The following is a 26,475-nucleotide window of genomic DNA, read 5'->3' on the forward strand; positions in this document are numbered from 1 at the left end:
TCGACCCGTCGCGAAAGGGGTGCGGACGTGGGTGCTGTCATCATGCTGGGCACGCTGTTCGGGCTGATCGTCCTGATATTCGGCTTGGTGCTTCGCTTCGATCCCGAGGCGCGTCGAGGTCACGAGCGATGAACACCGAGATGACGCCGGTGATGCAGGCGGCCAGCGGCTTCGCCATCGTCGGGGGCATCGCCTTCACCGCGATCGGCGTGTATCTGAGCTTTCGCCGGCGCCGGCTGCATCCCCTTCTGCTGCTGTGCATCTCGGCGATCTCGTTCTCGTGGATCGAAGCGCCCTACGACTGGGCCATGTACGCGCAGTTCCCGCCCGCCATCCCCCGCATGCCGTCGTGGTGGCCGCTGAACATGACGTGGGGCGGATTGCCGTTGTTCGTTCCGATCGGCTACATCTCCTACTTCGTGCTGCCGGCCGTGACGGGCGCGGCGATCGGACGCCGGTTGAGCGCAAAGTTTCAGTGGCGCAGGCCAACCACGCTCCTGATCGTCGGGCTCGTCGTGGGCTTCTGCTGGGCGCTGCTCTTCAACGGGTTCCTCGGTGCCAAGCTCGGTGTCTTCTACTACGGCCGCGTGATTCCGGGGCTCGCGATACGCGAGGGGACCCCGCACCAATACCCGCTCTACGACTCCCTCGCGATGGGCATACAGATGATGGTGTTCACCTATCTGCTGGGGCGCACCGACGCTGAGGGCCGAAACGTCGTCGAGGCGTGGGCCGACAAGCAATCAAAGACCCGTCTGCAATCGTCGGTGCTGTCGATCGTCGCCGTCGTCGTCATCGGAAACCTTCTCTACGGCGCCGTTTTCGCGCCGCACCTCGTGACCAAGCTGGGCGGCTGGGTGACCGCGGGGCCGACGGGCCAGTTGTTCCCGGGCGTACCGAACCAACCTCGTTAACCCGTGAAGACGGGCAGCTTCGCCCATCCCCGCACGCTCGACGTGTGGGCCTTGCTGGCGTTGGCGTAGTCGACCTCCCAGTCCGGCCAGCGCTTGATGACCTCCTCGAGCGCGACCCGAGCCTGCATGCGCGCCAGCGCCGACCCGAGACAGAAGTGCAGCCCGTGCCCGAAGCTGAGATGGGTGTCGCCGCGATGGATGTCGAACTTCTCACCCTCGGGATACCTGCGTTCGTCCCGGTTGGCCGACCCGTTGAGCAACAGCATGACCGAACCCTCGGGAACCGTTGTGCCGCAACACTCGACATCGCGGGCGACATAGCGCGCCTGCACCGGCGACGGCGCCTCGTAGCGCAACACCTCCTCGATGGCCATCGGGATCAGCGACGGATCGGCCACGATCTGCCGCCGCTGGTCGGGGTGTTCGGCCAGCAGTTGGCCGATGAATCCGATCAGGCGCGTGGTGGTCTCGTTGCCCGCACCGGCGATCATGCTGGTGTACTGCAGCACCTCGATCCGCGTCAGCCGCCGCACCTCGCCGTCCTCCTCGACCTCGGCGTTGAGCAACTGCGTCATCAGGTCGTCGGAGGGATGGTCGACCCGCCAATCGATGTAGTCGGCGAACATCTGATAGCTCTGCTCGAAAAACTCCTTCGTCGCGGGCCGGAACGTGCCCTCTTTCAACGTGAGTTGCCGGCCGCCGCGGTCGCGGATCGACTCCTGACCGTCCTCGGGGATGCCCAGCAGATAGCCGATCGTGCGCATCGGCACCATCGCGCCGAGATTCTCGATGAAGTCGAACCTGCCCGTGCCCACCAGCGGGTCGAGCGCACGAACGCAGAAGTCGCGGGTCAGCGGCTCGATCGCCTCCATTCGCCGCGGCGTGAAAACCCTTGAGAGCAAACGGCGATGCAGATCGTGAATGGGTGGATCCTCGAACAGGATGATTCCGGGCGGGACCTCGATGCCACTCATGATGATGTCCATGGTGGTGCCGCGCCCGGACCGGAAGGTGTCGAAGTTCATCAGCTCGCGGGAGACGTCCTCGTAGCGGCTCAGCGCGTAGAAGTTGTACTTCTCGTTGTAATACAGCGGGGCCTCGTCGCGCAGCCTCTTCCAGATCGGGTACGGGTCGTCGTCGATGGCGAAATCGAACGGGTCGTAGTACACGTCGGTCGCACTGGTCATAGCGACGCCTTTCTCTCCGACAGGGCCTCGGGCAAGACGACCTCGCCCACCCGCTTGAGGTAGGGCCACGCCACTTCGGGCGGCAGCCCGCCGCACAGCGGCGAAAGGTTGAGCATCTGGCCGTCGCGGACACGCGAGATCGCTTCCGGCACAGAGATAATCACGTGCGACGACGGCGTGGCGCGCAGCTCGTCGACGGTCTGCACGTGCGAGAAGCCGGCCGTCGTCTCGTCCCCGGGATTCCATGACGCATACATCCGCACGTCGTGCAGCAGGTGCTCGCCGATCTCCTGCCACGCCCGGTCCACGTCGTCGGCGACGAAAACGACCGAGGGGGTGTCGCGGCTGGGGAACATCGTCGGGCCGGGCGTGTGACCGTGCTTGCGGCAGGCCTCCTCGTAGGCCTCCTGCATGCCGGGGACGTTGGCGTTGCCGAGCATGCCCAGGCCATACCTGCCGGCCCGACGGGCCGCGGCCAGCGTTCCGCCTCCCCACATCATCGGCGGGCCGCCCGCGGTCAGCGGCCGGGGTGTCACCGTGATGCGACGCCCGTCGTCGTCAACGAATTCTTCGGCGAGCAACCGGCGCAACAGGCCGAGCTTTTCGTCGGCGATCCGGCCGCGCTTGCTCATTTCCACGCCGAAGTGCTCGAACTCCTCGGGCCGGTACCCAAGGGCCAGGGTGTAGGACACCCGCCCCCCGCTGACGAGGTCGAGGACCGCCATGTCCTCGGCCAGCCGGACCGCGTCGTAGAACGGCAGGATCAGGATCAGGTTCATCGCGAGGCGTTGGGTGCGCGCCGCGATGGCCGGCGCCAGGATCAACGGCGACGGCAGGTAGCCGTCCTCGGATCCGTGGTGCTCGCACAGCACGGCGGCGAGGCCACCGTGCTCCTCGGCCCAGGCACACATCTCGGGCACCGCGGCGTACAGCGCCGCCGGCGGCGCCCCCCACGCGGGGGCACGCATGTCGAAACGCAACGTGTACAAGGGCGACTCCTAGATGACCTAATCTTTGTCCCCGTACGCTACGACGGGCCCGCAATCGGCGTCAACGTTCCATCAAATACGTGCCGCGGCAGCGTCGTCGGGATGTCCAGCGAACTGAGCAGCCCGGGCGGCGCCTCGACCACGTACGGAATCGCGTTGACCACCCGCATCGCCGTGGCCGTCATGGCGGCGCGCCCCGCGCCGTGCCCCTCGGCCGCCCCGACCGTCAGCACGCAATGAATGTCGGGGTCGCCCTCGATGTCGACGCGATAGGTCGCGTCGCAGTCCGAAGCCGGCCAGTCGGGGGCGACGTCGCGGGCCATCCGGATGACATGCTCGATGACGATCGCCTCGCGGCCGTTCACCACGCCCGCCGCCCGGGTTCGCACGGCGCCGCAGGTGCCCGCCTTGACGGTGCCGAATGCCACCTCGATGTCGCGATGGGTCAACTCGCGGTCGAAGGTTCCGCGCACCCCGTCCAGCTCGGCCCCGAGGCCGTCGGCGATCAGGCATATCGGTGCCTTCCAAGCCATTTCGATGAAGCCCGGCGTCTTCATCATCGGCTCGAAATCCAGGGGACGCCCGAATCCCAGCCCGTCCATCATCACGTCGGCCACGGGGTAATGATCGTTGAGGGCGACCTCGCTGGCCGTGATGGTGCGGATGCCCTTCGACTGCGTCGTCATCAGCAGCGCGAGCTGATCGGAGGCGAACCCCGGAAAGATGCCCGAGACGTACAACGACGCGCCGCCGGATTTCGCCGCCGCTTCGAGCCGGTCCCGCCAGTCCGGGGCGAAATACGACGGCGGATGCACCAGGCTCGTCGACGACGTCGACACGACGTTGATGCCCGCCTGCAGCAGCCGCACATAGTCGGGCACGGCGGCGCCGTCGCGTTCGGGGCCGCTCGCGGCGTACACCACCGCGTCGGGCGCCAGACCGATCAACGCGTCAGCATCGTCGGTGGCCGCGACGCCCAGCGGCTCGATGCCGGCCAGCTCGCCGGCGTCCCTACCGACCTTGTCGGGCGAATGGACCCATACCCCAACGAGTTCCAGGTCCGGTCGACGGCTGATCGCATCGATCGCGATCGCCCCGACTCCCCCGGTCGACCACACGACGGTGCGCATGGAGCGTTCCTCTCTACTCGTGTCTACTCATGGACGGCCGCCGCGGCGCGTTCGAGATACGGCCACGCCACGTCGGGTGGTACCCCGCCGCAGAGCGGGTGCAGCGGGAGAACGCGGCCGCCGCGCACGTAGTCGGCCGCCTCGCCGGGGGTGAAGATCCGATAGGGGCCGCCGTCGGCTCGAAGCGCGGCCACGCTGTCGGCGCGGGTGATGCTGGCCACCGAGTCTTCGTGGGGCCGGTACGACGCCGCCGTCACCGCGTCGTGCAACAGGTGCGGCCCCAGGGTGTTCCATGCCTCGTCGACGTCGTCGGCGACGAAAACCGTTGTCGGGGCGCCCGGTTCGGGGAACTGAACGATTCCGGGTTCGTGCCCGTGGGCGCGGCACTGTTCTTCGTAGAACTCCTTCAGGCCCGGCAGGTCGGTCTGGGAAACGAACCCGAGCCCGAGACGGCCCGCGCGCCGGGCCGCGGACTTGCTGCCGCCGGCGATCAGCATCATCGGTCCGTTGGCCGATCCGCACGGCGGCGTGACGCGGACCGTGCGGCCGCGGTATTCGACGGGCTCGCCGCGCAGCAGCGGGCCCAGGACGTCCAGGATCTCGTCGGCCACCCGGCCGCGCGTAGCCATGTCGATGCCGAAGTGTTCGTATTCCTCACTCCGATGGCCCACACCGAACGCGTAGGACACCCGTCCTTTGCTGATCAGGTCCAGGACGCTGATCTCCTCGGCGAGCCGGACGGGATCCCACAGCGGAATCGGAACCGCGGCCAGCAATATCGCCAGGTTGCGGGTCCGGGCCGCGATGGCCGACGCCAACATGAGCGGTGCGGGCAGATGCCCGTCGTCGGCGCAGTGGTGCTCGGAGAGGACCGCGAGCACCGCGCCCCGGGTCTCCGCCCACGCGCACATGTCGATCGCCGCGGCGTAGAGGTCGGCGGCCGGCCCGGTCCAGTCGGGCGCGCGCATGTCGAACCTGAGCGTGAACATTACCCGCAGAGTAACCTAAGATTTGTTCGTTAGGATAGTGCGCACTCTCTTAACAGGAGGAACAGGATGGCGGCTCAGCGGGTGGTCGTGTGGGCGACCGGTGGTATCGGGTCGATCGCGATCCGCACCATCCACCGACGCCCCGACCTGGATCTGGTCGGCGTGTGGGTGCACTCCGATGAGAAGGTCGGCAAGGACGCCGGCGAACTCGCCAACGGGGAGCCCATCGGCCTCGCCGCGACCAACGATGCGGACGCGCTGATCGCCCTGAAACCCGACTGCGTGATCTACGCGGCCAGCGGCCCGGAACGCGATGCCTTGGCCATCCCGGATTACGTCAGGCTGCTCGAATCCGGTATCAACGTCGTCACCACCAGCACCACCCGGCTGGTCAATCCGCACGCCTACGAGCCGGCCGAGTGGCGCGACCAGTTGCTGGCCGCGGCCAAGCAGGGCCGAGTGTCGTTGTACGCGTCGGGCATCGAGCCCGGCTTCGCCGCGGACTATCTGCCGTTGGTGCTGTCCACGCAGTCGTCGTCCATCGAGAAGATTCATTCGTTCGAAATCGGCCTCTACGACGACTACGGGGTTCCCGACATCATGAGCGACGCGCTGGGTTTCGGGCGTCCGTTGGACTACCAGCCGTGGATCGGCTACCTGGGCGCCATCGCCGGCGAGTGGCAGGGGCAGATCCGGTTGATCGCGGACGCGCTCGGCGTCGAAATCCAGGAAGTCCGTGAGGGTTTCGATCGCGCCGTCACGAACCGCACGCTCGAGGTCGCGATGGGAACCGTCGAGGTCGGGACGTGCGGCGCGCTGCGCATGAAGGCGATCGGGGTGGTCGACGGCCGCGAAGCCATCGTCATCGAGCACGTCACCCGGCTCGCGCACGACGTCGCCCCCGACTGGCCGACCGGCATCGGCGACCTGTCCTACCGCGTCATGATCACCGGCGACCCCGACATCGACTGCACCATGGCGGCGACGCTGAAGGATCCCCGCAAGGCGGGGGTCGGCGGAATGACCTCGGGCGCGGGCGCAATGGTCGCCACCGCGATGCGCGTCGTCAACGCCGTGCCGTATGTCGTTGCCGCGGAACCCGGGCTGCTGAGCTCGGTCGACCTGCCGTTGACGATTCCAAAGCACGCGTTCGCCATGGCTTAATCTGCCCGAGTGACGTTTAATCCGCTCGAGGAGCTCACGCTGCCACGGCTGCGGCTGCGCACCAGCATGAAATGGCGCGCGCATCCCGCCGACGTGTTGCCGCTGTGGGTCGCGGAGATGGACGTCATGCTCGCGCCGACGGTGGCCGACGCCCTGCGCACGGCGATCGACAACGGCGACACCGGCTACCCCGCCGGTCACACGCTCGCCGAGGCGGTCGGCGAATTCGCCTCGCGCCGTTGGCAATGGGAAGGCCTGGCGGTGAGCCGCACGCGGATCGTCCCCGACGTCATGCTCGGTGCGGTCGAGACGCTGCGTCTGATCACCGACCGCGACGACGCCGTCGTCGTCAACCCACCGGTGTACGCCCCGTTCTACGCCTTCGTCTCGCACGACGGCCGCCGCGTGGTCGAGGCGCCGCTAAACGCCGACGGCCGAATCGATTTGGGCGCCTTGGAGGAAGCGTTCGCGCACGCCTGCGCGTCGGGCGGCAGGGTCGCCTACCTGTTGTGCAATCCGCACAACCCGACGGGGGCGGTGCACACGTTCGACGAACTGCGCGGCGTTGCCGAACTGGCCCGCCGGTTCGGGGTCCGGGTGGTGTCGGACGAGATTTGGGCGCCCGTCATCCTGCCGGGCGCACGGTTCGTCCCGTACCTGAGCGTTCCCGGCGCCGAGAACGCGTTCGCCCTGACGTCGGCTTCGAAGGCCTGGAACCTGTCCGGGCTGAAGGCGGCCCTGGCCATCGCCGGTCCAGAGGCAGCCGCGGACCTGCGCCGGATGCCGGAGGAGGTCAGCCACGGTCCCAGCCACCTCGGCATCATCGCCCACGCCGAGGCGTTCAGGACCGGCGGCGACTGGCTCGACGCGCTGCTGCCGGGCCTGGACCATAACCGGGCCGTGCTGGGCGATCTCATCGAGGAACACTTACCGGGGGTGAAATACCCACGGCCGCAGGGCACTTACCTGGCGTGGCTGGATTGCCGACGGCTCGGCTTCGACGAAGGAGAGGTCGGCGACGGCCTCGCGGTGGTCGCCGACCTGGCCGGGCCCGCCCGCTGGTTTCTTGACCACGCCCGGGTCGCGCTGAGTTCCGGCCACGTGTTCGGGACCGGCGGAACCGGGCACGTGCGGTTGAACTTCGCTACGTCGCAAGCGATTCTGACCGAGGCCGTGTCGCGGATGGGCCGGGCGCTCGGGCAGCGAGATCGACGCTAGCGTGTAGCTCACTCGCAAAAGTTCGCGCCGGCGTCGATCTCGACGAAAGGCGGAGAGCTACGCGGGAATCTCCTCGCCGCGGCCCAGGTTTCGGAAACCCTCGGCGGGCTTCTTGATACCGAGCAGGAACGGCAGCGTGTTCAGTTCGAACTTCGCCGTCTTTCCCAGCCGGCCGAGGAAGCCGCGCGGCGGAGCGGCCGGTACGACCTCGGACGTGGCCAGGTCGATGTAGTACGTCGACGTCTCTCCGATGCCCTCGAAGTCGTGGATCAGCGGCTTGCACAGGCCGCGCGTCGGCTCGTCGAGGCACTCGGCGACCGGATCGGTCATCAGCACGTATTCGACCACGGGCACCATGTTTTTCAGCATCCTGTGCACCAGGATGACGTCCACACCGGCGAGCTCGACGTGGCGTTTGACCCGCTGCTCGGCCACCTCGCCCTGGTGGACGACGAACTTCAGCGACAGTTTGTCCAGCTGTGCGCAGCTGGCGCACTCGCAGGAGATGTCCGTTTTGAAGCGCTCCCGCTTCGCCAGGAACGACCGGCGCATCCGTGACAACCGGTCGCACACCAGCACTTTGGCGTTGCCGTCCGGCTCCCAGAAGAACGCCGCGTCGCCCTCGAGTTTCGCCAGCTTCAGCCCCTTGCCGGCGTCGATGACCGATTCCAGCAAGCCGGCCACCGTCTGCTGCGCGTGTGCCAGGTGCGTCCGGTTCCAATGCATGTAGTCCGTGTATCCGCTGATGTCGGCGATCAGCAGGACGGCACGCCGGATGGCCATGAATTTTGCAGTCTAGTGCCCGGCCGTGCCCACCTCAAAGAAATCTCGCACTGGACGAAGAGGTGTTCGGAGAGAGAGGCTTGCAGAGATGCCACTCACCGCGAGGAGCTGAATGTGCATGTGCTGCGAACCCCGGACTCCCGATTCGAAAACCTGGAGGACTATCCGTTCGTAGCGAATTACCTCGATGTGGCGGCCGGCGACACCCAGCCGCTGCGGATGCACTTTCTCGACGAGGGCCCGGCGGATGGCCCGCCGATCGTGCTGCTGCACGGCGAGCCCACCTGGAGCTATCTGTACCGCACGATGATTCCGCCGCTGGCCGACGCCGGAAACCGGGTGCTCGCGCCCGACCTGATCGGCTTCGGCCGCTCCGACAAGCCCAGCCGGATCGAGGATTACACCTACCTGCGGCACGTCGAGTGGGTGACGTCGTGGATCGAGCGGCTCAACCTGAGGGATGTCACGCTGTTCGTCCAGGACTGGGGCGCGTTGATCGGTTTGCGCATCGCCGCCGAGCAGGGTGACCGGATATCGCGGTTGGTGGTGGCCAACGGATTTCTCCCCACCGCCCAGCGGCCGGCCCCGCCCGCCTTCTACGTGTGGCGGGCCTTCGCCCGCTACTCCCCCGTGCTGCCGGCGGGTCTCCTGGTGGCCGCCGGCACCGTGCGCAGGGTTCCCCCCAAGGTGCGGGCCGGCTACGACGCGCCCTTCCCCGACAAGACCTATCAGGCCGGGGTCCGCGCGTTCCCGCAGCTGGTGCCGACGTCGCCGGGAGACCCGGCGATTCCGGCCAACCTTGCCGCGTGGAAAGCCCTGGGCGAGTGGGACAAACCCTGCCTGGCGATCTTCGGGTATCGCGACCCGATCCTCGGCCGCGCGGATCGCCCGCTGATCAAGCACATACCGGGCGCGGCGGGCCAGCCGCACGCCCGCATCAATGCCGGCCATTTCATCCAGGAGGACAGCGGCCCCGAACTCGCGGACCGGATTGTGTCCTGGCAGCAGGCGGTGCGCTGAGCGCGTTATCCCGCGTTGATCAGTCGCGCGACGCCGCGCATGACCGCCCTGCTCAGCGTGTGGCGCACCCGGTCGAGCGGCGACCCGGCGCTTGGCGGCGGCGCCGTCCCGAGCCGGGGGAACAGTCGCAACGCGTTGGTGCGCTCGATCGCCGTCCGGGCGTCGGCGTCGAGCCCGGGATAGGTTTCCAGGCCGGCGGCGAACAGCTTGCCCGCCGCGACGGGTGCGAACGGCCAGTCGGAGCCGAACGTGACGTGTCCGGGTTTGGCGAAGGCGAGCAGGCTCGGCAGTGCCGCGGCGCTCGAGGACAGCGCGGTGTCGAAGTAGAAGCCCGCGAAGTCGTCGAGGGTGTCGGCCACGCTGCGCCCGGTGTCGCCCATGATGGCGACCGCCATTCGGTGCGAGGCGTAGGGCACGAATCCGCCGGCATGGCTGAGGATGAACTTGATGTTCGGGTGCCCGCGGCAAATCCCGTTGCGGACAAGCAGATACGCCGCGCGGGTGGTGTCGAGCAGGAAGTCGGCCGCGAACGGCGGGACGCCGTCCACCGCTGGGCCGGGCAGTTCTGCGGGATGGACGAAGACCACGGCCGAGCGCGCGTCGAGGGCGGCGAACAGCTCCCCCTGGCCGTCCTGGCCCAGGTAGCTGCCCGCGCTGTTGGCGAGCAGCACCACGCCGTCGGCGCCCAGCTCGTCGAGCGATCTGACGGCCTCGGCGACGGACTCGTCGACGTGTGGCATCGGCACGGTGGCGAAGAATCCGAACCGGCCGGGTTGGGCCTTGACGAGTTCGGCGAGGTAGTCGTTGACGTCGCGCGCGAGCGAGGCTGCGTCGGCCGGGTTCGGCAGGAACGTGGTGCCCGGCGTGGACACCGACAGGATCGCGGTCGCGACACCGAGTTCCCCCATCGTCTGTAGCGACGCTTCCGGGCTCCACTGTGGAAGGTCGCGACCGCCGGCCGCGTCAATCCCGGCCTTGCGCAATGAGTCTCGGTAAAAGGACGGGATGGCGTGGTGGTGGGTGTCTATCCGCATCGGACCTCAGCCGGTGACGGCGAGCACGGCCGCGGCGAGCTCGGGACGGCAGACCACGAGGTCCGGCAGCTTGGGGTCCGGCTGGTTGTACGCCAGCGGCGACCCGTCGATGCGGGACGTGTGCAATCCCGCGGCGCGGGCGACCGCGACCGGGGCGGCCGAGTCCCACTCGAACTGGCCGCCGGCGTGGACGTACACGTCGGACAATCCCTGCACGATCGATGCCACCTTGGCGCCGGCGGAACCCATCTCGACCAAGATGCCGTCCAGGGCGTCGCGAACGGCCAGAGCGATCGCCGGTGGCCGGGTGCGAGACACCACGATGCGCGGCCTGCCCGGCGCGGCGGGGGGTGCGGCGACGTCGGGTGTGGCCAGGGTGGTGCCCTGCGCCGGTAGCGCCACCGCACCGGCGACGAGCTCACCGCCCTGCCAGAGGGCGACGTGCACCGCCCAGTCGTCGCGCCCGAGCTCGGAGAACTCCCGCGTGCCGTCGAGCGGGTCGACAATCCAGACCCGCTCCGAGCGCAGGCGCACGGGGTCGTCGGCGCCCTCCTCGGACAGCACCGCGTCGTCGGGCCGCTCACCGGCGAGTGCTTCCATGAGGAAGTCGTGGGATCGCTTGTCCCCCGCGGCTTTCCGCTCGCTCGCATCGGCGTCGGCGAACTCGTCGCGCACCCCGAGCAGCAGCCGGCCCGCCTCGGTGGCCAGCCGCGCGGCCAGTGCGTGGTCATTCATCGGTTGCTCCGGAGATCATGGCCATCCTCAAAATGTTGGTAGGACTGACCAAACTTACCGTGCCGGGATCGTCGCGGCGGTCGCCGCCCCGGCGTTGCCGTTTCTGCCATAACCTGGTGAACGTGAGCGGCAACGTCTCTTCATCGAGCCGGCTGCGGCGCATTCCGCGGGGGCGCCGGACCGTGATCGGTGTCGCCCTGGCCGTCCTGCTGATCGTCGCGCTCGGCTTCGTCGCGGTGAGGCTGACCCAGCACCAGGGCGGCGCCGCGCGTCCGACCACGCCCCTGGCGGCGCCGCCGACCAGCTTGGCCATTCCGGGCTGCTACAACCCGTCGGTTCAACCCGTCGAGCGCCCAAAGAAGCTCAATGTCTTGGGATGCGCGAGCGTAGCCGTTGCGCTGCAGGACATGTCCTGGAGCTCGTGGGGGCCGCAGGGCGCCGACGGGACGGGCACCGCCGTCTTCAAGATGTGCGATCCCAACTGCGCAACCGGCTATCAGCTCACGGATCCCGTCGTGGTGCACGCATGGAATCCGCAGCCGCCGCGCCCGGACGCCATCTGCCAGGTGGGGCTCAGGATCTTCGCCGACATGATCCTGGCCTTCCCGAAGGGTGTCCCCCCGCCGACCGCGCAGAAGATGACCACCCAGTACAACGGGATGCCGGCGGTGCACTACGTGAACTACTCCGTCGGCAACGGCCGCGACACGCAATTCATCGGCTACACGTTCTGCAACTAACGCCGCTCACACCTCGACGACGACGGCACCGCCCTGGCCGCCGCCCGCGCACATGGCGGCGACCCCGATGCCACCGCCGCGGCGGGCCAACTCGTAGGTCAGCGTGGTGACCATGCGCGCGCCCGAGGCCGCGATGGGATGGCCGAGGCTGCAGCCGCTGCCGGAGAAGTTGACGAGTTCCTCGTCGATGCCGTACTCGCGGCACGCCGCGATCGGCACGGAGGCGAATGCCTCGTTGATCTCCCATAGCGCCACGTCGTTGACCGACAGCCCGGCCCGCTGCAGCACCTTGCCGATCACCTTCACGGCGCCCAGGCCGGTGTCTTTGGGCGGCACACCCACCGCGGCCCACGCCCTGACCGTGCCCATCACGTCGAGCTTTTCGGCGTTGGCGTAGTCGCGGTCGACGAGCGCGACCGCCGCGGCGGCGTCGTTGGTGCCGCTGCTGTTTCCCGCCGTGATGGAGAATCCCTCGATCTCGGGGTGCAGGACCTTGAGCGCGGCCAGTTTCTCGACGGTGGTGTCGCGACGGGGGTGCTCGTCGACCGAGAACCCGGTCACCGAACCGTCGGGCTGGGTGATCTTCAGGGGCACGATCTCGTCGACGAACTTGCCCGCGTCCATGGCCGCGATGGCGCGCTGATGCGACCGGGCGGCCCAGGCGTCCATTTCCTCGCGGCTGATGCCGACGGCCTGCGCGGTGTTCCAGCCGACCGTGATCGACATGTCCTTGGTGGGCGCGTCCGGCGTCTCGACGTGGGTGGGCGGCAGCCAGCGCTCCTCGAACTTCAGCTCCGGGCCGGGAATCCGCTGGTTCATCAGCGGCGTCATCGACAGTGACTGCACGCCACCGGCGATCAGCACGCGCTCCATCCCGGAGCCGATCTGGGCCGCGGCGTTGCCGATGGCGGTGAGGCTGCCCGCGCAGTGCCGGTTCACGGCCTGGCCGGGAATGTCCTCCAGGCCGGTTGCGGCAGCGGCGTACCGCGCCAAATCGCCTCCGCCGTAATGTGATTCGGCGAAGATGATGTCGTCGATGGCGGACGGGTCGACGCCGGATCTGCGCACGATCTCGGGAAGCACCGTGGTGACCAGCGTCTCGGGCGGCGTGTTGACGAGCGTCCCCTTGAAGGAGCGCCCGATCGCCGTCCTGACTGCGCCGACGATGACGGGTGTGGCCATGGTTTCAACCTCATTGCGGTGGGCGGTCGGACGCGGCGAATCGTATCAGATACCGTATGGGCAATAGTAATGGCCTGAGTTTAGGCTGACAGCCATGACCACACCCGTAGCTCAGCGCGACGCCACCCAGACGGCCGCGTACCGCGTCGGCGCGATGCTGATGGGCGTCGGCACCGTGCACTTCCTCGCGCCCAAACCGTTTGACACGATCGTCCCCGCCGAGCTGCCCGGAGACGCGCGACTGTACACCTACGCATCGGGCGTCGCGGAGATCTCCATCGGTGCGCTGCTGCTGCCGCGACGCACCCGGCGCTTCGCGGCGCTGGCGGCCGCCCTGCTGTTCGTCGCGGTTTTCCCGGCCAACGTCAACATGGTCCGGTTGTGGTGGGGCAAGCCCTGGCCGATGCGCATCGCCGCCCTGGCGCGGCTGCCGCTGCAGATCCCGATGATCACGACCGTGCTGAAGATCCGGCGCAACAGCTGAGGTTTCACCCGAAGGCGTCGCGAAGCTCTTTCTTGATCACCTTGCCGAACTGGTTGCGCGGCAGCGCATCGACGACCACGAGCCGCTCAGGGTGCTTGTAACGGCTCAGCCCACGCGAACGGCAGTGCTGCACAAGGGATTCCAGCGACACACCGCCGGTTGACACAGGTACCACCACGGCGCATACGCGCTCGCCGGCGCTGGGGTCGGGCACTCCGATGACGGCGACGTCGGCGACCGCCGGGTGGGTCACCAGGACGTTTTCGATCTCGAGGGCCGAAACGTTCTCCGCGTTGCGGATGATCGCATCCTTGATCCGGCCGGTGATTCGAACGTTGCCGTCGGCGTCGATCAGCCCGAGATCGCCGGTGCGCAACCACCCCTGCCGATCGAACGCGTCGGCGTCGAGGGCGGCGTCCGCATAGCCGAGGAAGCATTGGGGCCCCTTGAGCCGCAACTCGCCTTCACGCCCGGCGGGCAGCTCGACCTCCCCGTTGTCGACCACGCGGACGCTGACCCCCGGCACGGGTGGGCCCACGGTGTGGTCGAGCACCGCGGGCGGTGCGGTCAGGGGCGGCGAGGTCGCGCACGGAAATTCGGTGAGCCCCCAGGCGTTGGCGATGCCGGCGACTCCCAAGGTTTCGCGAACCTGACGCCCCAACTCGGCCGTGATCGGCGCGCCTCCGGCCAGGCAGCCCCGCAGCGTGGGGAACAGCGGCCGATCGCCATGGGCCCGTTGGGCTTCCAGGAATGCCACGAAGAACGGTGTTGCCGTGCCCAGGAATGTCGGATTGTGCGCGGCGATGGAAAGCGGCGTCGTGACCGGATCGAACGCCTCGAACAGCACCAGCCGCATGCCGGTCAGCAGCGCGGCGGCCAGCATCGCGGCCCCGCCGATGTGCGCGATCGGGAAGGCGATCGGATCCACGTCACCGCTCGTGGCACCGACCATGCCGACCACCCCCGCCGAGCCCGCGATCACCGACTCGTCGGTATGACGGATTCCCTTCGGGGCCGCGGTGGTTCCCGACGAGTAGTAGATCCATCGGGTGTCGCTCGTAGGTCCCGTTGGCGCCGCGAGGGCGTCGATGCTCCCGCGGGGCAGCCGAAGCTCGCCTGTGACCGGCGGTGTCTCCAGATCGACGGCGATCACCTGGAAGCCCTTGTCCGAGGCCAACGTCCGGGCAAGGCCGCCGTGGTCGAAGCCTCGCCAGAATTCGGGCACCACAAGGAATTCCGTCGCCAACTGCCCGGTGATGAAGTCCACTTCGCGTTCCCGCAGTATCGGGATGATCGGGTTTTGCACCGCACCGAGCCGAGCGAGCGCCGCCATGACAACCATCGCTTCGAGCGTGGTGGGCAGCTGCCAGGACACCACCGTTCCCGCGCCGATCCCGCCCTCGGCGAACGCAGCGGCCGTCGCGCACGCGGCGTCGTGAAACTCACGCGCGGTCAGGCTGCGGCCGTGCTCGTCCGCGAGCAGCCGGCGGTTCGGTTCGCGCTGCGCCGCACCGGCGATCAACGCCCAGAATGTCGTACCGTCTGACAGGCTTCCGACCTTCATCTCGCCAGCTGATCGGCGGACGGCGGGCGAAACCCGGAGTGCGCTATGGCAACCGACACGGCGCTGCCGGCGGGGCCCTTGTGGTCGACGAGGACGGCCGACCCGGTGGCCACCCCGTCGTGGCTGTAGTGGGTCAGCGCGGCCAGCCCGATATGGGGCCCTTCCGGCAGGCGGCTCAGGGTCAGGGTGTAGTCGACGTTGATGAACTGCAGGGCGTTCGTGCCCCAATTGGCGATGGCGGCCGTGACGTCGGCGGCCATCGCGGCCCGGGTGAAGGCGGTCAGCGGCTCGCCGTCGATCAGGGGGCGGGTCTCCTGCAGCCAGGTGTATTTCTGGCCGGACACGTTGACCCATTCGGCGTCGGGGTTCTGCACCCCGGAGCCCCAGCCGTAGGTCCGCATGAACAGCGACGGGTGAATGCCGTCCTCCTCGATCGGCAGCCGCGGCATCTGCACCGGTTGCGACCACACATCCCCGTCGGGTTGCGGCCCACGCCGTAGAAACAGCGCATTCCCGCGCGCGACCGGGACGTCGCGCTGAATCATGACGGCCTCGACGAGCCGCAATCGCCGTCGCTGGTGATGCACGCGGGTGTGCACCTCGATCGGCTCCAGCGCGGTCGGGGCGGGAAGGTCGACGGTGAGCCGCGCGGGATGCAGTTCGGGGTCGTCGACGGCCTGTTCGACGGCCCAGCCCAACAGCCCGCCGGCGACGTGCCCGCTGAGGGTGGGGCCCCACCCTCCGCGCGCGATTTCGGTTGGCACGTAACGGCTTCCGTCGCGCACGAAGTACGGCTTCGACGCCGCCGCCGCGACGGCGTCGGGCGCGATCTTCGCCTCGGTCACAACGGAAGATATTACAGTATCCCCTTCCAGTCGGGCGGCGTTGGCTCCGTGGCCAGCCGTCCAGCGCCGGTTTCCCGATTCCGCATTGCTTTCCGGGTGGGTGCTTTACAGTGTTAGCTCGGCAAGAGAGGTGCCATGTCCAAAGCGATCCGATTGGTAGCCATTGGCCTCATCGCTTGTCTCGGCGTGGCCGCGTGCGGGTCAAAGCACGCGTCGCCGCCACCCGCATCGAGCTCGGCGAGGCCCTCGGCGACCACCAGCACGACCGTTTCGACGAGCGCGCCCAGCGCGGCCAGCGCGCCCGCCAGCACGCCCGAGTGCGTCGGGTTGTCGATCTGTCCGCCGCCACCGCCGGACGCCGAGGGCAACCCGGCGTGCTACTACGCCGACGGCTGGCGAGGCATAGACCCCGGCGCGGGCATCGAGGTGTGGTACTTCCACGAGCCGCAGAACATGTCCAAGCCCGACAAGGTCACCGCCGTCGTCCGCAAGAAGGATGGCACCAGCGAGTCGCAGGACGCCAACATCGACGCCGGGCAGCAAGTGCATCGCTTCGAGTTTCCGGCCGTCGACAAGTCGTCGGTCCAGGAGGTGCTGCTCAACACGAGCGGCGGCCGCTGCTTCGTCGTCGGACCGTGAAAGCCCAACGGGCCGAATCCCGTTCGGAACGGATCAGCGCGGTCGAGGACGGCGGCTGGCCGGGGCGGTAAAGCCCCCGGTGTCGTCGAAGAACGCCCACTGGCCGTCGTCGTCGACCTCCATGCGCCAACCGAGCTCGGAGCTGCGCGGAACGGAGTTCGTGAACCAGGCGTGGGCTTCCTCCGCGCTGGCGAAGTTCTTGGTCGCGACGATCTCGCCATGCGGGCCGATAACTCGAAACCTGGCCATCCGGTGTGGTTATCCCTTCTTATCGGCATTCAATCGCAAGTAGCGTCCGCCGACAAGTGCCCAAAGAGGGCGATACCGGGCTACACCGTGCGGGTCAGACGGTCGGCGAGCAGCTCGGCGAACCTCGCCGGGTCCTCGAGCGCGCCGCCTTCGGCGAGAAGGGCCGTGCCGTACAGCAATTCGGCGGTTTCGGCGACCTGGGCGCGCGCGGCGTCGTCGTCGGCGTTCTTCTGCGCCTCCCGCAGGCCGAGGACCAGCGGGTGGGTCGGATTCAGCTCGAGGATGCGCTTACTGGGCGGAACCACCTGTCCCGACGCCCGGTACATCCGCGCCATCGCCGGGGTGATGCCGAAGGTGGGGGTGATCAGGCAGGCCGGCGACTCGGTCAGGCGGGCGGACAGCCGCACTTCCGCGACGTGTTCGCTCAGGGTTTCCTTCAACCACTCCAGCAGGTCGGCGAACTCTTTCTGCTGCTCCTCGCGCTCGGCCTCGCTCTTCTCCGCCTCGGAATCCAGGTCCACCTCGCCCCTGGCCACCGACTGCAGCGGCTTGCCGTCGAACTCCGGCACCGATCCCACCCAGATCTCGTCGACCGGGTCGGTCAGCAGCAACACCTCGTAGCCCTTGGCCTTGAACGCCTCCAGGTGCGGCGACTTCAGGATCTGCTGCCGCGTCTCCCCCGTCGCGTAGAAGATCTGCTCCTGGCCTTCCTTCATGCGCTCGACGTACTCGGCCAGGGTGGTGGCTTCCTCCTCGCTGTGCGTCGAGGCGAACGAGGAGATGCGCAGCAGGGTGTCCCGGTTGTCGACGTCGGACATCAGGCCCTCCTTGAGGACCTTGCCGAACTGCGTCCACAACGTGCGGTAGTCCTCCGGCCGCTCGGACTGCAGGTCCTTGATCGTGGAGAGGACCTTCTTGGTCAGGCGGCGACGGATCGCGTTGATCTGCCGGTCCTGCTGCAGCATTTCGCGGGACACGTTGAGCGACATGTCCTGTGCGTCGACCACGCCCTTGATGAACCGCAGATAGTGGGGCATGAGCTGGTCGCAGTCGCCCATGATGAACACGCGCTTGACGTACAGCTGTATCCCGACGGTGGCGTCCCGGCTGAACATGTCGAACGGGGCGTGCGACGGGATGAACAGCAGGGCCTGGTACTCGTAGGTGCCCTCGGCCTTCATCGCGATCACCTCGAGCGGGTCGTCCCAGGCGTGCGCGATGTGCTTGTAGAACTCCTTGTACTCCTCGTCGGACACCTCTTCCCTCGGCCTGGCCCACAGCGCCTTCATCGAGTTGAGGGTCTCGGTTTCGATGGTGACGACCTCCTTGCCACCCTCCTCGGTGGCGGGGGTGAGCCGCTCGACCTCCATCCGGATGGGCCAGGCGATGAAGTCGGAGTACTTCTTGACCAGGTTCCTGATCCTCCACTCCGCGGTGTAGTCGTGCAGCTCGTCCTCTTTGTCCTCAGGCTTGAGGTGCAGCGTGACCGACGTTCCCTGCGGTGCGTTCTCGACCGATTCGATGGTGTAGGTGCCCTCGCCGCTGGACTCCCACCTGGTGGCGTCGCTCTCGCCGGCCTTGCGGGTGAGCAGCTCGACCTTGTCGGCCACCATGAACGTCGAGTAGAAGCCGATGCCGAACTGCCCGATCAATTCCTCGGAGGCGGCGGCGTTCTTGGCCTCGCGCAGCTGTTGCCGCAGCTCGGCGGTGCCCGACTTGGCCAGGGTCCCGATGAGGTCGACGACCTCGTCGCGGGTCATTCCGATGCCGTTGTCGCGAACCGTCAGGGTGCGCGCCTCCTTGTCGACCTCGATCTCGATGTGCAGATCGGAGGTGTCGACGTCCAGGTCTTTGTTGCGGAACGCCTCGATGCGCAGCTTGTCGAGTGCGTCCGAGGCGTTGGAGATCAACTCCCGCAGGAACGAGTCCTTGTTGGAGTAGACCGAGTGGACCATCAAGTCGAGCAGTTGTCGCGCCTCGGCCTGAAACTCCAACTGCTCTACACCAGTGTTCGACATGAACCGAAATTTACCGAAATCCCGATCCGCGAAACTGCGGGACCCCACACATTCGCCCCGGACGAGCGAAGGCGCCCCGCCGGCATAAGTGGCGACGACCAGCCGGAACGGCGTCGGGCGGCCCCGAAGGCAAGCTTCCCTCGACGGAGCCGCGCCTGGGGACCGGGGCTACCAGGCACCCCACCGAGGTGAATTGACGGCCGGGTGGTCGGTAGTACCGTTGTGCCGAGCTCAATAAGGGGTTGCGGTGGTCGTCGGCAGGCAGGTGCCGCGGTCGGGCGCCAACGAGTCGCTCGGCCGCGAGGCGCATTGTGCTGCCACGGATTTCGCCGACATGGATGAGCGCAGCGCCGCAAAACCGCGGGCGGTGCGATGCGGCTGCGCTACATAAGCATCGAGGCGCTGATCGCCGAGGCCGGCGGTGATCCCTGGGCGATCGACCGCAGCCTGCAGGCGGGCCGTCCCGCCCGGATCGCCGACCTGGCGCAGGCGTTTCACGCCGCGGGCCGGTGCACCGCCGAGTCCAGTAGCGCCTTCGACGAGGCCCGTCGCCGCTTCGAGGCGTCGTGGAATCGGGACGACGGCGAGAACCCGATCAACGACTCCGCCGAAGTGCAACGGGTCGCCGCGTCGCTGGGCGCCCAGTCCCTGCAGCTGCCCAAGATCGGCGTCGACCTGGAAAACATCGCCGCCGCCCTGGCCGAGGCGCAGCACACCGGTGCGGTGCTGACCTCGGCGCTGGAGGGCCGGCTCCAGCAGCTCGACGACGAACTCGGCCAGGCGGTGGAACAGGAGAAGGACGCCCGCCTCACCGCGGGTGATCGGGCCGCGCTCGACGCGCTGATCTCCCAGCTCGAACAGGAAGCCATCGACGACACCAAATCGGCGCTGGGCCAGCTCGTGTCGCTGCGCGACGGCTACTCCGACTATCTGCAAAGGGCGACGGCAACCCTGCGCGTCGACGGGTACGACGCGGCACCCGTCCAGGGCCTGGACGCCGAGGAGTCGCCGCCCAAACCCCAAGGGCCGGTTCAGGTTCCACCGCCCGATACCAAGCCCGAGGAAGTCAAGAAGTGGTGGGATTCGCTGAGCCAGGAGCAGAAGGACCGGCTGGTTGCCCAGCACCCGCCGGAGCTGGGCAACCTCAACGGAATCAACGCCATCGTCCGCGACACCGTCAATCAGGCGGTGATGAACGACGACATCGACCGCGTCGAGAACATCGCCAGACAGCGCGGGGTCTCGGCCGCCGACGTGCTCGCCAACCCGGGGATGTACGGGCTTTCTGCCACCGATGTCACGCGCTACGGCAACGCCGTGAAGACGCGCGACAGCCTGGACTACGACAGGGGGCCGGAAGGCCCCAACCAGAGGCCGGTCATGCTGTGGGCTTACGACCCGTTGGCATTCAACGGCTGGGGTAAGGCGGCGATCGCGATCGGCAATCCCGACTACGCCCGCAACACCGCGGTCATCGTCCCGGGCACCGGCAGCAGCGTGGCGCAGGGCTGGATGTCGGGCCACCAGGACGCGGTCAACCTGTACGACCAGTCCCTCGCGGCCGACCCGGAGCACCACTACACCTCCGTGATCGCGTGGATGGGTTACGAAGCGCCGCACGGCTTCTCCGATCTACGGGTCAGCGAGCCCGGGCTGGCGCGGGCCGGCGGCGACCTGCTCGCCGCCGACGTCAACGGCCTCTGGGTGACCCACAACAGCCTCACACCCCAGCACGTCACCGTCATCGGGCATTCCTACGGCTCGACCACCGTCGCCGACGCGTTCGCCCACGGCAACATGCACGCCAACGACGCCGTGCTGATCGGTTGTCCCGGAACGGATCTGGCGCGCAGCGCCGCAGATTTCCACCTCGACGGCGGGCATGTCTACGTCGGCGCGGCCTCCACCGACCCGGTCAGCTGGATCGGCGAGGGCAGCGGCATGCCCGAACAATGGCTCAAGAACAAGGTCAGGGAATACGGACTGCCGATTCCCTTCGACGCCGGTTTGGGCCGCGACCCGGCCGGCGACGGCTACGGATCCATCCGCTTCCACGCCGAAGTGGCGGGCTCCGACGAGATGGACAGGTACGACCATTCGCACTACTACGACATGGGCAGCGAGGCGCTGCGCAGCATGACCGACATCGCCAGCGGCCACTCCGAGCGCCTGGCAACCGACGACCTGCTCGCCGACGGCAGGCGCCAGCCACACGTCGGGCCCTTCCGAATACCCGGGCTGCCCGCGTATATCGACCCGGAGCACGACCGCCCGCGCGATACGATCCACGATAACCATGCATACCGCGCGTACGCCCCTCGCTGATCGCCGCCAAATGCTGTGGCGGTCCGCGGTCTTCACCGCGGTAGCAATCGTCCTGTCGATCGCCTTGGGAGGGTGTTCGCTGATGTTTCCCAACCGGCACGACACCGCCCACCCGGCGAACCCGCTGTCCGATGACCAAGCCCAGGCCCAGGTCGTCGACGCCGCCAAGCAGATCGCGCAGCTGGTGACCCTGCCAGACATGTACGGGGGCTTCGCGTTTGAATCGTGCAACGACCAAGGGGACCCGCCCTATCGCGGGGTTGTCGAGATGAGCTTCAAACCCGCCGGGGGCGACCCGGACGCGTTTTTCAATCAGGTCGCCGCGACGATGGTCGCGCACGGGTGGACCGACGGGCCCCCGCCCGGACTGCATCCGAACGGAAGGGTCATCAACAAGAGCGGCATCATGGCGGTCATGTCCTGGGGGCCGAATCCCGGCTGGAGCCGCATCCAGGTCTACGGCGAATGCCGGAACATGACCGACCACCACAACGACGGCAAGACCAATTGGGTGAAGATCACCGACCGGCTGCGCTGAGCGCCCGGCCGCTCAGTCGGCGATGTGCGGTTTGATTTCCTCGATCACCCACTGCGCGAACTCCAGATACGCCTCCGGCCCGTCCACCCGCGGCGCGGGGACCGAGCTGTATGTCACGCCGAGTTCGGCGAACCGGCACAGCTGGTCGATGATCTCTTGTTTGCTCATCTCCGGGCGGTAGTTGGGATCGTCGGTCGAGACGTGGCCCTCCCCGACTCGGCCCATGCCCAGCGGATACACGATGTCGAACGGCCTGCCGTCATACGTCGGCTGCGACTTGATGAAGTCGATCTTGGCCGGAAGGTCTTCGACCTTCGACAGAAACGGCCACCAGCCCGATCCGAACCGCGCCGCCCGCCTCAGCGCGGCGTCCGCGTCGCCGGCGATCCAGATCGGTGGATGCGGCCGTTGCACCGGCTTCGGCTCGAATGCGATCCCGTCGAACGACGCGTATTTGCCGGCAAAACTCGGTGACTCGCTTGTCCACAGTTCGATCATCGCCTCGAGGGACTCGTCGGCGATGCGGCCCCGCTCATGGAACGGCACCCCGAGGACGTCGAATTCCTCTGCGTCCCAGCCCACCCCGAACGTCACGGTGATCCGGCCGCCGCTCATCCAGTCCGCGGTCGCCAGCGCCTTCGCCAGCACGACGGGGTGGTGCAACGGCAGGATCGTCACAGCGGAGTTGACCCGGATTCGCTGCGTCACGCCCGCGACGAACGCCTGCGCGACCGTCGAATGCAAGTAGAACGGGCCGGACAACTCCAGGTGCGAATGCGGAACGACGAAATGCTCGGGCACCGCAACCATGTCGTAGCCCAGCTCGTCGGCGCGCTTGAGCATCGCCGCTTGCTGCGGCCCCGTCACGGCGAACTCCCACTTGGCCGTGATCGCCGGCAACTCGAGCGTGTGCGGCAGCGCGAACGCCAGTTTCATCCCGTCATGATGGCACGCTCTAGACTGCTCGCGTGAATCCGGTGAAATCGTGGTGAGGCTGCGACGTTTCGTCGCCGTCGTCGCCGTCGCGGTGTTGGCGGTGGGCTGCGGATCGGCGCACGCGGCCGGCCCGCACACGATCACGTTGACGCTGGTGCGGCACGCGCAATCGGCGGGCAACGCTGCGGGCGTGATCGACACCTCCACGCCCGGCCCCGAACTCACGGCCAGGGGGTGGTGCCAGGCGACGCTCGCGGCCACCCAATTGGCGCCAAACCACTACGACGGCATCTACGCATCGAGCATGATCCGCACGCAGGAGACCGCCGCGGCGACGGCGCAGGCGTTGGGCGAGCCCGTCACCGTGCTGCCCGGGCTGCAGGAGATCGAGGCCGGCCAGTACGACGGCACGCCCGAGGCCGACAGCCCGCACACCTACCTCGTCGTCCCGAAGCGGTGGCTGCAGGGCGACCGCAATGCGCGGATCCCGGGTTCGGTGGACGGCAACGAATTCGACGCGCGGTTCGACGACGCCGTCCAACGCATCTACGACAGCGGCGAGCAGAACCCGGTGGTGTTCTCACACAGCGCGGCGATCATGTTCTGGGTCCTGATGAACGTGCGCAACGCCGACCCGTCGCTGCTGAACACCAAGCCGCTGCCGAACGTCGGCCGGGTGGTGATCACCGGAAACCCCTCCGGCGGCTGGACATTGACCGAATGGGATGCCGATCCCCCGCCGTGCTGACGCCCTCAGCTCTTGGTGCCGACGGTGATCAGGTCGGACACGATCTGGGTCCAGAGCGGCCTGCGGATGCGGTGCTGATCGGCGACGGCGAACCCGGCGTTCTCGAACAACGACCACATCTCGGCCGGCGACGCGTTGTGCTGCGGCTTCCACCTATTGGCCGAGGAGGCCTGCAGTCGCGGCTGCCGGGTGCTCAGGGCGCTGACGGCCACCAGGCCGCCGGGGGCCAGCACGCGGTGGAATTCCCGTAGCGCCGCCGGCTGGTCGAAGAAGTGAAACGCCGACGTGGTGACGACGGCGTCGAGCGCCCCGTCGTCGAAGGGCAGTTGCTCGGCCGGCGCGCGCAACCATTTCACCCGGTCGGATCTGGCACGGGCCTGCTCGAGCATGCCGTCGGACATGTCGATGCCGTAGATCTGGTCGGGCCGCAGTTCCCGCTCGATGCGATCACTGAGAATCCCTGTGCCGCAAGCGATGTCAGCGATCCTGCGGGAGCCATGGTCGCGCAGCTGTGCGATCACTTCGTCGTGCGGGGGACGGTAGACCCACTGTTGCAAGAAGGGCAGGTCGTAGGCCGGGGCCAGGAAGCTCCACAATCGCGTGACGGCGTCGTTGAGTCCCCGGCGTTGCGGTGCCGTCATTCGCTTGTCCCCCCGATCGGGTCGGCCTAGCGACCCGGGCCGAGGGGCCCGGCCGGTCCACCCGGCCCCCCTGGCCCACCGGGCCCGCCCGGACCTCCCGGACCGCCGGGTCCGTTTACGGCGGGAAGCACGAACACGCATTGATTCAAGTCGACGCTCCAGGCCCAGCCGGGGGCGCAATCGTCGGCCCGGCTCACCGCCGGCGAGGCGAGCGCGGCCGCGGGCAATCCCGCGAGCACAAGGGCGAACCCGCCGATCACGCAACGTCGCAGATAGTGGCTCATCCGGTCATTTTGCCCGAGTCGACCCGTTGGCGTTCCGGATTGGCCATCTTCTCGGTTGCCGCTCGACGAATCGCCAACTCGCGGCGGGCGTCGTCCCCGCTTTGTCAGAATGTCCGTCATGGCGCGCTCATTCGACATCGTGACCGCATCGCCCGCGAGCGTCGAACAGATTCACGCGGCGTTCGGTCGCGAGGACTACTGGCTTGCCCGCCTGGAGCCCGCGCGCGCCAGCACCACGCTGGATTCGCTGATCGTCGACGACGACGGTGCCGTGACGGCGTGCGTCACCCAGCACCTGGGCCGCCAGCTACTGCCCGGGCCCGTCGCGCGACTCATTCCCGGCGACCTGAAGGTCGTGCACACCGAGACGTGGACACCGACTGGCGAAGGCAAGGTGCGGGGGCAGGTGCGCGTGTCGGCGACCGGCGGGCTGGGATCCGGACGGGCCGACGGGTGGCTGGAACCATCGGGCGACGGCTCGCAGCTGCGCCTCGCGGTGCGCGTGGAGGTCAAGATCCCGCTGCTGGGCCGCAAGTTCGAGAGGGCCATGGGAGCCGATTTGGCCCAGGGCATTCCCCATGTGCAGCGCTTCACCACCGCCTGGATCGCCGAACATGCATGACGACGGTTGACCGGAGACGGGCGCACTCAACTCGCAAAACGTTGCCCCACGCGCCGCGCACGACACTAAAGTGCTGTTGGTGAGCACGCAGGTGTTGGCCAACGGCCGGGGCCGATGGCTGGCAATCGTGGCCTCGCTCGTCGTGGCCGGCGGGATGATCTACGCCCAGGACACCAAGCCCCGCTGCTGCGCCGAAGCCCCGGCGCCGGCCCCGACGCCGACCGCAGCGGCGCCCCCGAAAGACCAGGCGTCCGCGCCGCCCGGCGCGCCACGCATCGCCAGTCAGGCGGAGGTGGAATCGTTGGCCGCGTTGGCGACAACCGCGCCCGGCACCGCCCAGCAATTCCAGTTCCCGCTGTCGCCCGGCATCGCGCCGGAGGACAGGTTGCAGGTCAAGACGATCTGGGCGGCGCGCGTCATCAGCGTGCTGTTTCCGGAGATCAAGACCATCTACGGCTACCGGCAAGATCCGTTGCCGTGGCATCCCAACGGGTTGGCGATCGACGTGATGATCCCGAACCCGCACTCGCCCGAGGGCATCCAGCTCGGCAACCAAATCGCGGGGTATGCCCTGGCGAACGCGAAGCGCTGGGGAATCAACCACGTGATCTGGCGGCAGAAGATCTACCCCGGCCCCACCTCGGGGAGCTGGACGGCCGACATGGGGTCGGAAACCGCCAACCACTACGACCACGTTCACATCGCCACCAACGGCGGCGGCTACCCGACCGGGCACGAGACCTACTACATCGCATCGATGAGCCCCGCGCCGTCACAGTGATCGAGCGCCAACCGCTCTATCTGCTGGCCGACAGTCAGCTGCTGTTCTGGAAGCGGCGCGGCCGGCCGCTCCTCGAGACGGCCCTGGACGGATTGGCTCGGGACACACCGCTTCGCGCGGCCTACGTCGGCGCCTCCAACGGGGATCGTCCGGAGTACTACGAGATCTTCGAGGCCGCGGTGGACGGGGTCGGGATCGTCGAGCGCCGCATGATCGATTCGTCGTTCGGCCCCGACGACCGCGCCTTCCTGTCGCGCGTCCAGTTGATCGTCCTCGCGGGCGGCGATGTCCGCTTGGGCTGGAACACATTCGAGAAAACCGGCATGAAGGACGCAATCCTGGACCGGCACGCGAAAGGCGCTGTGCTGGTGGGTGTTTCGGCGGGCGCGGTGCAGCTCGGACGCTGCGGAATCGTCGAGGCCCCCGCGCCCGAGCTGCTCGACGTGTTCAACCTCACTCCGCTGATCGTCGACGTGCACGACGAGCGCGCCGACTGGGCGCGGTTGTCACGCGCGGTTGAGCTGCTCCGCGGAGCGGTCACCGGGATCGGAATCCCCTCCGGGGGCGGAGTCGTCGTGCACGCGGACAACACCATCGAGCCGCTGCGCCGTGCCGCGCACGAATTGCGTTTCGAGGGCGGGCACGTCGCGCACTCGCTGTTGCCCGTGGACGAGCGGTCGGCCGTGCCCGGAAACGCCTGACGACCCTCGGCGACA

29 protein-coding genes are annotated in these 26,475 nt (G+C 68.0%); 14 read left to right on the forward strand and 15 right to left on the reverse strand.

What is annotated here, in order from left to right; genetic code table 11:
- Positions 1–128 precede the first annotated feature (128 nt).
- Positions 129–914: a spirocyclase AveC family protein gene (locus tag OQ968_RS15000; RefSeq protein ID WP_324679117.1), complete on the forward strand. Its 786-nt coding sequence runs from the start codon at positions 129–131 to the stop codon at positions 912–914.
- Here OQ968_RS15000 and OQ968_RS15005 read toward each other — a convergent pair.
- The 4 genes from OQ968_RS15005 to OQ968_RS15020 are packed head-to-tail and all read right to left on the reverse strand — an operon-like array spanning position 911 to position 5,209.
- Positions 911–2,101, reverse strand: coding sequence for a cytochrome P450 (locus OQ968_RS15005; protein WP_324679119.1), 1,191 nt, complete (start codon positions 2,099–2,101; stop codon positions 911–913). The genes OQ968_RS15000 and OQ968_RS15005 overlap by 4 nt on opposite strands.
- Positions 2,098–3,090, reverse strand: coding sequence for an LLM class flavin-dependent oxidoreductase (locus tag OQ968_RS15010; protein WP_324679121.1), 993 nt, complete (start codon positions 3,088–3,090; stop codon positions 2,098–2,100). Before OQ968_RS15010 ends, OQ968_RS15005 begins: the two co-directional genes overlap by 4 nt.
- A gap of 38 nt (positions 3,091–3,128) precedes the next feature.
- Complete coding sequence (locus tag OQ968_RS15015; protein WP_324679124.1) at positions 3,129–4,220, reverse strand: dihydrodipicolinate reductase; 1,092 nt, start codon at positions 4,218–4,220, stop codon at positions 3,129–3,131.
- A gap of 23 nt (positions 4,221–4,243) precedes the next feature.
- The gene (locus OQ968_RS15020; RefSeq protein WP_324679126.1) at positions 4,244–5,209 is read right to left on the reverse strand and encodes an LLM class flavin-dependent oxidoreductase; all 966 of its coding nucleotides are present in this window, start codon (positions 5,207–5,209) and stop codon (positions 4,244–4,246) included.
- A gap of 66 nt (positions 5,210–5,275) precedes the next feature.
- Here OQ968_RS15020 and OQ968_RS15025 point away from each other — a divergent pair, with 66 nt between their 5' ends.
- On the forward strand, positions 5,276–6,373 hold the full coding sequence (locus OQ968_RS15025) for a dihydrodipicolinate reductase (protein WP_324679128.1): 1,098 nt from the start codon (positions 5,276–5,278) through the stop codon (positions 6,371–6,373).
- Between the two features lie 66 nt (positions 6,374–6,439).
- Positions 6,440–7,591 carry a MalY/PatB family protein gene (locus OQ968_RS15030; RefSeq protein WP_420715920.1) on the forward strand — a complete coding sequence of 384 codons (1,152 nt, stop codon included), beginning with the start codon at positions 6,440–6,442 and terminating at the stop codon, positions 7,589–7,591.
- Between the two features lie 57 nt (positions 7,592–7,648).
- On the opposite strand, the gene OQ968_RS15035 is transcribed toward OQ968_RS15030, so the two are convergent.
- Positions 7,649–8,374: a DUF2652 domain-containing protein gene (locus OQ968_RS15035; protein WP_324679132.1), complete on the reverse strand. Its 726-nt coding sequence runs from the start codon at positions 8,372–8,374 to the stop codon at positions 7,649–7,651.
- Positions 8,375–8,488: 114 nt separating this feature from the next.
- Here OQ968_RS15035 and OQ968_RS15040 point away from each other — a divergent pair, with 114 nt between their 5' ends.
- Entirely contained in the window at positions 8,489–9,394 is a 906-nt protein-coding gene (locus OQ968_RS15040; protein ID WP_324679134.1) for a haloalkane dehalogenase, read from the forward strand.
- Positions 9,395–9,399: 5 nt separating this feature from the next.
- Here OQ968_RS15040 and OQ968_RS15045 read toward each other — a convergent pair whose 3' ends face one another.
- On the reverse strand, positions 9,400–10,428 hold the full coding sequence (locus OQ968_RS15045) for an amidohydrolase family protein (RefSeq protein ID WP_324679136.1): 1,029 nt from the start codon (positions 10,426–10,428) through the stop codon (positions 9,400–9,402).
- Between the two features lie 6 nt (positions 10,429–10,434).
- The gene (locus OQ968_RS15050) at positions 10,435–11,163 is read right to left on the reverse strand and encodes a 3'(2'),5'-bisphosphate nucleotidase CysQ (protein ID WP_324679138.1); all 729 of its coding nucleotides are present in this window, start codon (positions 11,161–11,163) and stop codon (positions 10,435–10,437) included.
- 236 nt (positions 11,164–11,399) lie between these two features.
- Between OQ968_RS15050 and OQ968_RS15055 the strand changes: the two genes are divergently transcribed.
- Positions 11,400–11,903: a hypothetical protein gene (locus OQ968_RS15055; protein WP_420715921.1), complete on the forward strand. Its 504-nt coding sequence runs from the start codon at positions 11,400–11,402 to the stop codon at positions 11,901–11,903.
- Between the two features lie 6 nt (positions 11,904–11,909).
- On the opposite strand, the gene OQ968_RS15060 is transcribed toward OQ968_RS15055, so the two are convergent.
- Positions 11,910–13,085, reverse strand: a complete 1,176-nt coding sequence (locus OQ968_RS15060) for a thiolase family protein (protein WP_324679140.1) — start codon at positions 13,083–13,085, stop codon at positions 11,910–11,912.
- Positions 13,086–13,179: 94 nt separating this feature from the next.
- Here OQ968_RS15060 and OQ968_RS15065 point away from each other — a divergent pair, with 94 nt between their 5' ends.
- Positions 13,180–13,569, forward strand: a complete 390-nt coding sequence (locus OQ968_RS15065; protein WP_324679142.1) for a MauE/DoxX family redox-associated membrane protein — start codon at positions 13,180–13,182, stop codon at positions 13,567–13,569.
- Between the two features lie 4 nt (positions 13,570–13,573).
- Here the strand turns inward: OQ968_RS15065 and OQ968_RS15070 are convergent, their stop codons facing one another.
- The 3 genes from OQ968_RS15070 to OQ968_RS15080 all read right to left on the reverse strand — a co-directional run bounded on the left by OQ968_RS15070 (position 13,574) and on the right by OQ968_RS15080 (position 16,289).
- Positions 13,574–15,133, reverse strand: coding sequence for a class I adenylate-forming enzyme family protein (locus OQ968_RS15070; RefSeq protein WP_324679144.1), 1,560 nt, complete (start codon positions 15,131–15,133; stop codon positions 13,574–13,576).
- Entirely contained in the window at positions 15,130–15,918 is a 789-nt protein-coding gene (locus OQ968_RS15075) for an acyl-CoA thioesterase domain-containing protein (RefSeq protein ID WP_324679252.1), read from the reverse strand. Before OQ968_RS15075 ends, OQ968_RS15070 begins: the two co-directional genes overlap by 4 nt.
- Before the next feature lie 173 nt (positions 15,919–16,091).
- On the reverse strand, positions 16,092–16,289 hold the full coding sequence (locus OQ968_RS15080) for a hypothetical protein (protein ID WP_324679146.1): 198 nt from the start codon (positions 16,287–16,289) through the stop codon (positions 16,092–16,094).
- Between the two features lie 16 nt (positions 16,290–16,305).
- Between OQ968_RS15080 and OQ968_RS15085 the strand changes: the two genes are divergently transcribed.
- On the forward strand, positions 16,306–16,617 hold the full coding sequence (locus tag OQ968_RS15085; protein ID WP_324679149.1) for a hypothetical protein: 312 nt from the start codon (positions 16,306–16,308) through the stop codon (positions 16,615–16,617).
- 33 nt (positions 16,618–16,650) lie between these two features.
- Here OQ968_RS15085 and OQ968_RS15090 read toward each other — a convergent pair whose 3' ends face one another.
- Together OQ968_RS15090 and htpG are read right to left on the reverse strand one after the other, a co-directional pair.
- Entirely contained in the window at positions 16,651–16,866 is a 216-nt protein-coding gene (locus OQ968_RS15090; protein ID WP_324679151.1) for a hypothetical protein, read from the reverse strand.
- 80 nt (positions 16,867–16,946) lie between these two features.
- A complete protein-coding gene (htpG, locus tag OQ968_RS15095; protein WP_324679153.1) occupies positions 16,947–18,884 on the reverse strand; it encodes a molecular chaperone HtpG in 1,938 nt (645 codons plus the stop codon).
- A gap of 334 nt (positions 18,885–19,218) precedes the next feature.
- On the opposite strand from htpG, the gene OQ968_RS24920 reads away from it, so the two are divergent.
- From OQ968_RS24920 to OQ968_RS15105, 3 genes are read left to right on the forward strand one after another with little or no spacing between them, the layout of a single operon-like run.
- Positions 19,219–19,275 carry a hypothetical protein gene (locus OQ968_RS24920; RefSeq protein WP_420715922.1) on the forward strand — a complete coding sequence of 19 codons (57 nt, stop codon included), beginning with the start codon at positions 19,219–19,221 and terminating at the stop codon, positions 19,273–19,275.
- Positions 19,257–21,209: an alpha/beta hydrolase gene (locus OQ968_RS15100; protein WP_324679155.1), complete on the forward strand. Its 1,953-nt coding sequence runs from the start codon at positions 19,257–19,259 to the stop codon at positions 21,207–21,209. The genes OQ968_RS24920 and OQ968_RS15100 overlap by 19 nt, the downstream gene beginning before the upstream one ends.
- 10 nt (positions 21,210–21,219) lie before the next feature.
- Positions 21,220–21,747, forward strand: a complete 528-nt coding sequence (locus OQ968_RS15105; RefSeq protein ID WP_324679157.1) for a hypothetical protein — start codon at positions 21,220–21,222, stop codon at positions 21,745–21,747.
- A gap of 12 nt (positions 21,748–21,759) precedes the next feature.
- Here the strand turns inward: OQ968_RS15105 and OQ968_RS15110 are convergent, their stop codons facing one another.
- Complete coding sequence (locus OQ968_RS15110; protein WP_324679159.1) at positions 21,760–22,683, reverse strand: TIGR03619 family F420-dependent LLM class oxidoreductase; 924 nt, start codon at positions 22,681–22,683, stop codon at positions 21,760–21,762.
- Positions 22,684–22,729: 46 nt separating this feature from the next.
- Here OQ968_RS15110 and OQ968_RS15115 point away from each other — a divergent pair, with 46 nt between their 5' ends.
- Positions 22,730–23,431, forward strand: coding sequence for a histidine phosphatase family protein (locus OQ968_RS15115; protein WP_420715923.1), 702 nt, complete (start codon positions 22,730–22,732; stop codon positions 23,429–23,431).
- Positions 23,432–23,436: 5 nt separating this feature from the next.
- Here the strand turns inward: OQ968_RS15115 and OQ968_RS15120 are convergent, their stop codons facing one another.
- A complete protein-coding gene (locus OQ968_RS15120) occupies positions 23,437–24,072 on the reverse strand; it encodes a class I SAM-dependent methyltransferase (protein ID WP_324679161.1) in 636 nt (211 codons plus the stop codon).
- Between the two features lie 402 nt (positions 24,073–24,474).
- Here OQ968_RS15120 and OQ968_RS15130 point away from each other — a divergent pair, with 402 nt between their 5' ends.
- The 3 genes from OQ968_RS15130 to OQ968_RS15140 all read left to right on the forward strand — a co-directional run bounded on the left by OQ968_RS15130 (position 24,475) and on the right by OQ968_RS15140 (position 26,460).
- Positions 24,475–24,978 (forward strand): DUF2505 domain-containing protein, encoded by a 504-nt coding sequence (locus OQ968_RS15130; RefSeq protein ID WP_324679163.1) that lies wholly within the window; start codon positions 24,475–24,477, stop codon positions 24,976–24,978.
- A gap of 91 nt (positions 24,979–25,069) precedes the next feature.
- The gene (locus OQ968_RS15135) at positions 25,070–25,759 is read left to right on the forward strand and encodes a glycoside hydrolase (RefSeq protein WP_420715924.1); all 690 of its coding nucleotides are present in this window, start codon (positions 25,070–25,072) and stop codon (positions 25,757–25,759) included.
- Positions 25,759–26,460 carry a Type 1 glutamine amidotransferase-like domain-containing protein gene (locus tag OQ968_RS15140; protein ID WP_420715925.1) on the forward strand — a complete coding sequence of 234 codons (702 nt, stop codon included), beginning with the start codon at positions 25,759–25,761 and terminating at the stop codon, positions 26,458–26,460. Before OQ968_RS15135 ends, OQ968_RS15140 begins: the two co-directional genes overlap by 1 nt.
- Positions 26,461–26,475: the final 15 nt, after the last annotated feature.

This window comes from Mycobacterium sp. 663a-19, from assembly GCF_035616495.1.
In the GTDB taxonomy this organism is placed as follows: Bacteria; Actinomycetota; Actinomycetes; order Mycobacteriales; family Mycobacteriaceae; genus Mycobacterium.

Coding starts and splice junctions, on each gene's coding strand:
- OQ968_RS15070 (WP_324679144.1), bottom strand. CDS start 15,133: ATGAAGGTCGGAAGCCTGTCAGACGGTACGACATTCTGGGCGTTGATC.
- OQ968_RS15045 (WP_324679136.1), bottom strand. CDS start 10,428: ATGCGGATAGACACCCACCACCACGCCATCCCGTCCTTTTACCGAGAC.
- OQ968_RS15050 (WP_324679138.1), bottom strand. CDS start 11,163: ATGAATGACCACGCACTGGCCGCGCGGCTGGCCACCGAGGCGGGCCGG.
- OQ968_RS15015 (WP_324679124.1), bottom strand. CDS start 4,220: ATGCGCACCGTCGTGTGGTCGACCGGGGGAGTCGGGGCGATCGCGATC.
- OQ968_RS15025 (WP_324679128.1), top strand. CDS start 5,276: ATGGCGGCTCAGCGGGTGGTCGTGTGGGCGACCGGTGGTATCGGGTCG.
- OQ968_RS15030 (WP_420715920.1), top strand. CDS start 6,440: ATGAAATGGCGCGCGCATCCCGCCGACGTGTTGCCGCTGTGGGTCGCG.
- OQ968_RS15105 (WP_324679157.1), top strand. CDS start 21,220: ATGCTGTGGCGGTCCGCGGTCTTCACCGCGGTAGCAATCGTCCTGTCG.
- OQ968_RS15090 (WP_324679151.1), bottom strand. CDS start 16,866: ATGGCCAGGTTTCGAGTTATCGGCCCGCATGGCGAGATCGTCGCGACC.
- OQ968_RS15120 (WP_324679161.1), bottom strand. CDS start 24,072: ATGACGGCACCGCAACGCCGGGGACTCAACGACGCCGTCACGCGATTG.
- OQ968_RS15035 (WP_324679132.1), bottom strand. CDS start 8,374: ATGGCCATCCGGCGTGCCGTCCTGCTGATCGCCGACATCAGCGGATAC.
- OQ968_RS15110 (WP_324679159.1), bottom strand. CDS start 22,683: ATGAAACTGGCGTTCGCGCTGCCGCACACGCTCGAGTTGCCGGCGATC.
- OQ968_RS15100 (WP_324679155.1), top strand. CDS start 19,257: ATGCGGCTGCGCTACATAAGCATCGAGGCGCTGATCGCCGAGGCCGGC.
- htpG (WP_324679153.1), bottom strand. CDS start 18,884: ATGTCGAACACTGGTGTAGAGCAGTTGGAGTTTCAGGCCGAGGCGCGA.
- OQ968_RS15000 (WP_324679117.1), top strand. CDS start 129: ATGAACACCGAGATGACGCCGGTGATGCAGGCGGCCAGCGGCTTCGCC.
- OQ968_RS15065 (WP_324679142.1), top strand. CDS start 13,180: ATGACCACACCCGTAGCTCAGCGCGACGCCACCCAGACGGCCGCGTAC.
- OQ968_RS15060 (WP_324679140.1), bottom strand. CDS start 13,085: ATGGCCACACCCGTCATCGTCGGCGCAGTCAGGACGGCGATCGGGCGC.
- OQ968_RS15020 (WP_324679126.1), bottom strand. CDS start 5,209: ATGTTCACGCTCAGGTTCGACATGCGCGCGCCCGACTGGACCGGGCCG.
- OQ968_RS15130 (WP_324679163.1), top strand. CDS start 24,475: ATGGCGCGCTCATTCGACATCGTGACCGCATCGCCCGCGAGCGTCGAA.
- OQ968_RS15005 (WP_324679119.1), bottom strand. CDS start 2,101: ATGACCAGTGCGACCGACGTGTACTACGACCCGTTCGATTTCGCCATC.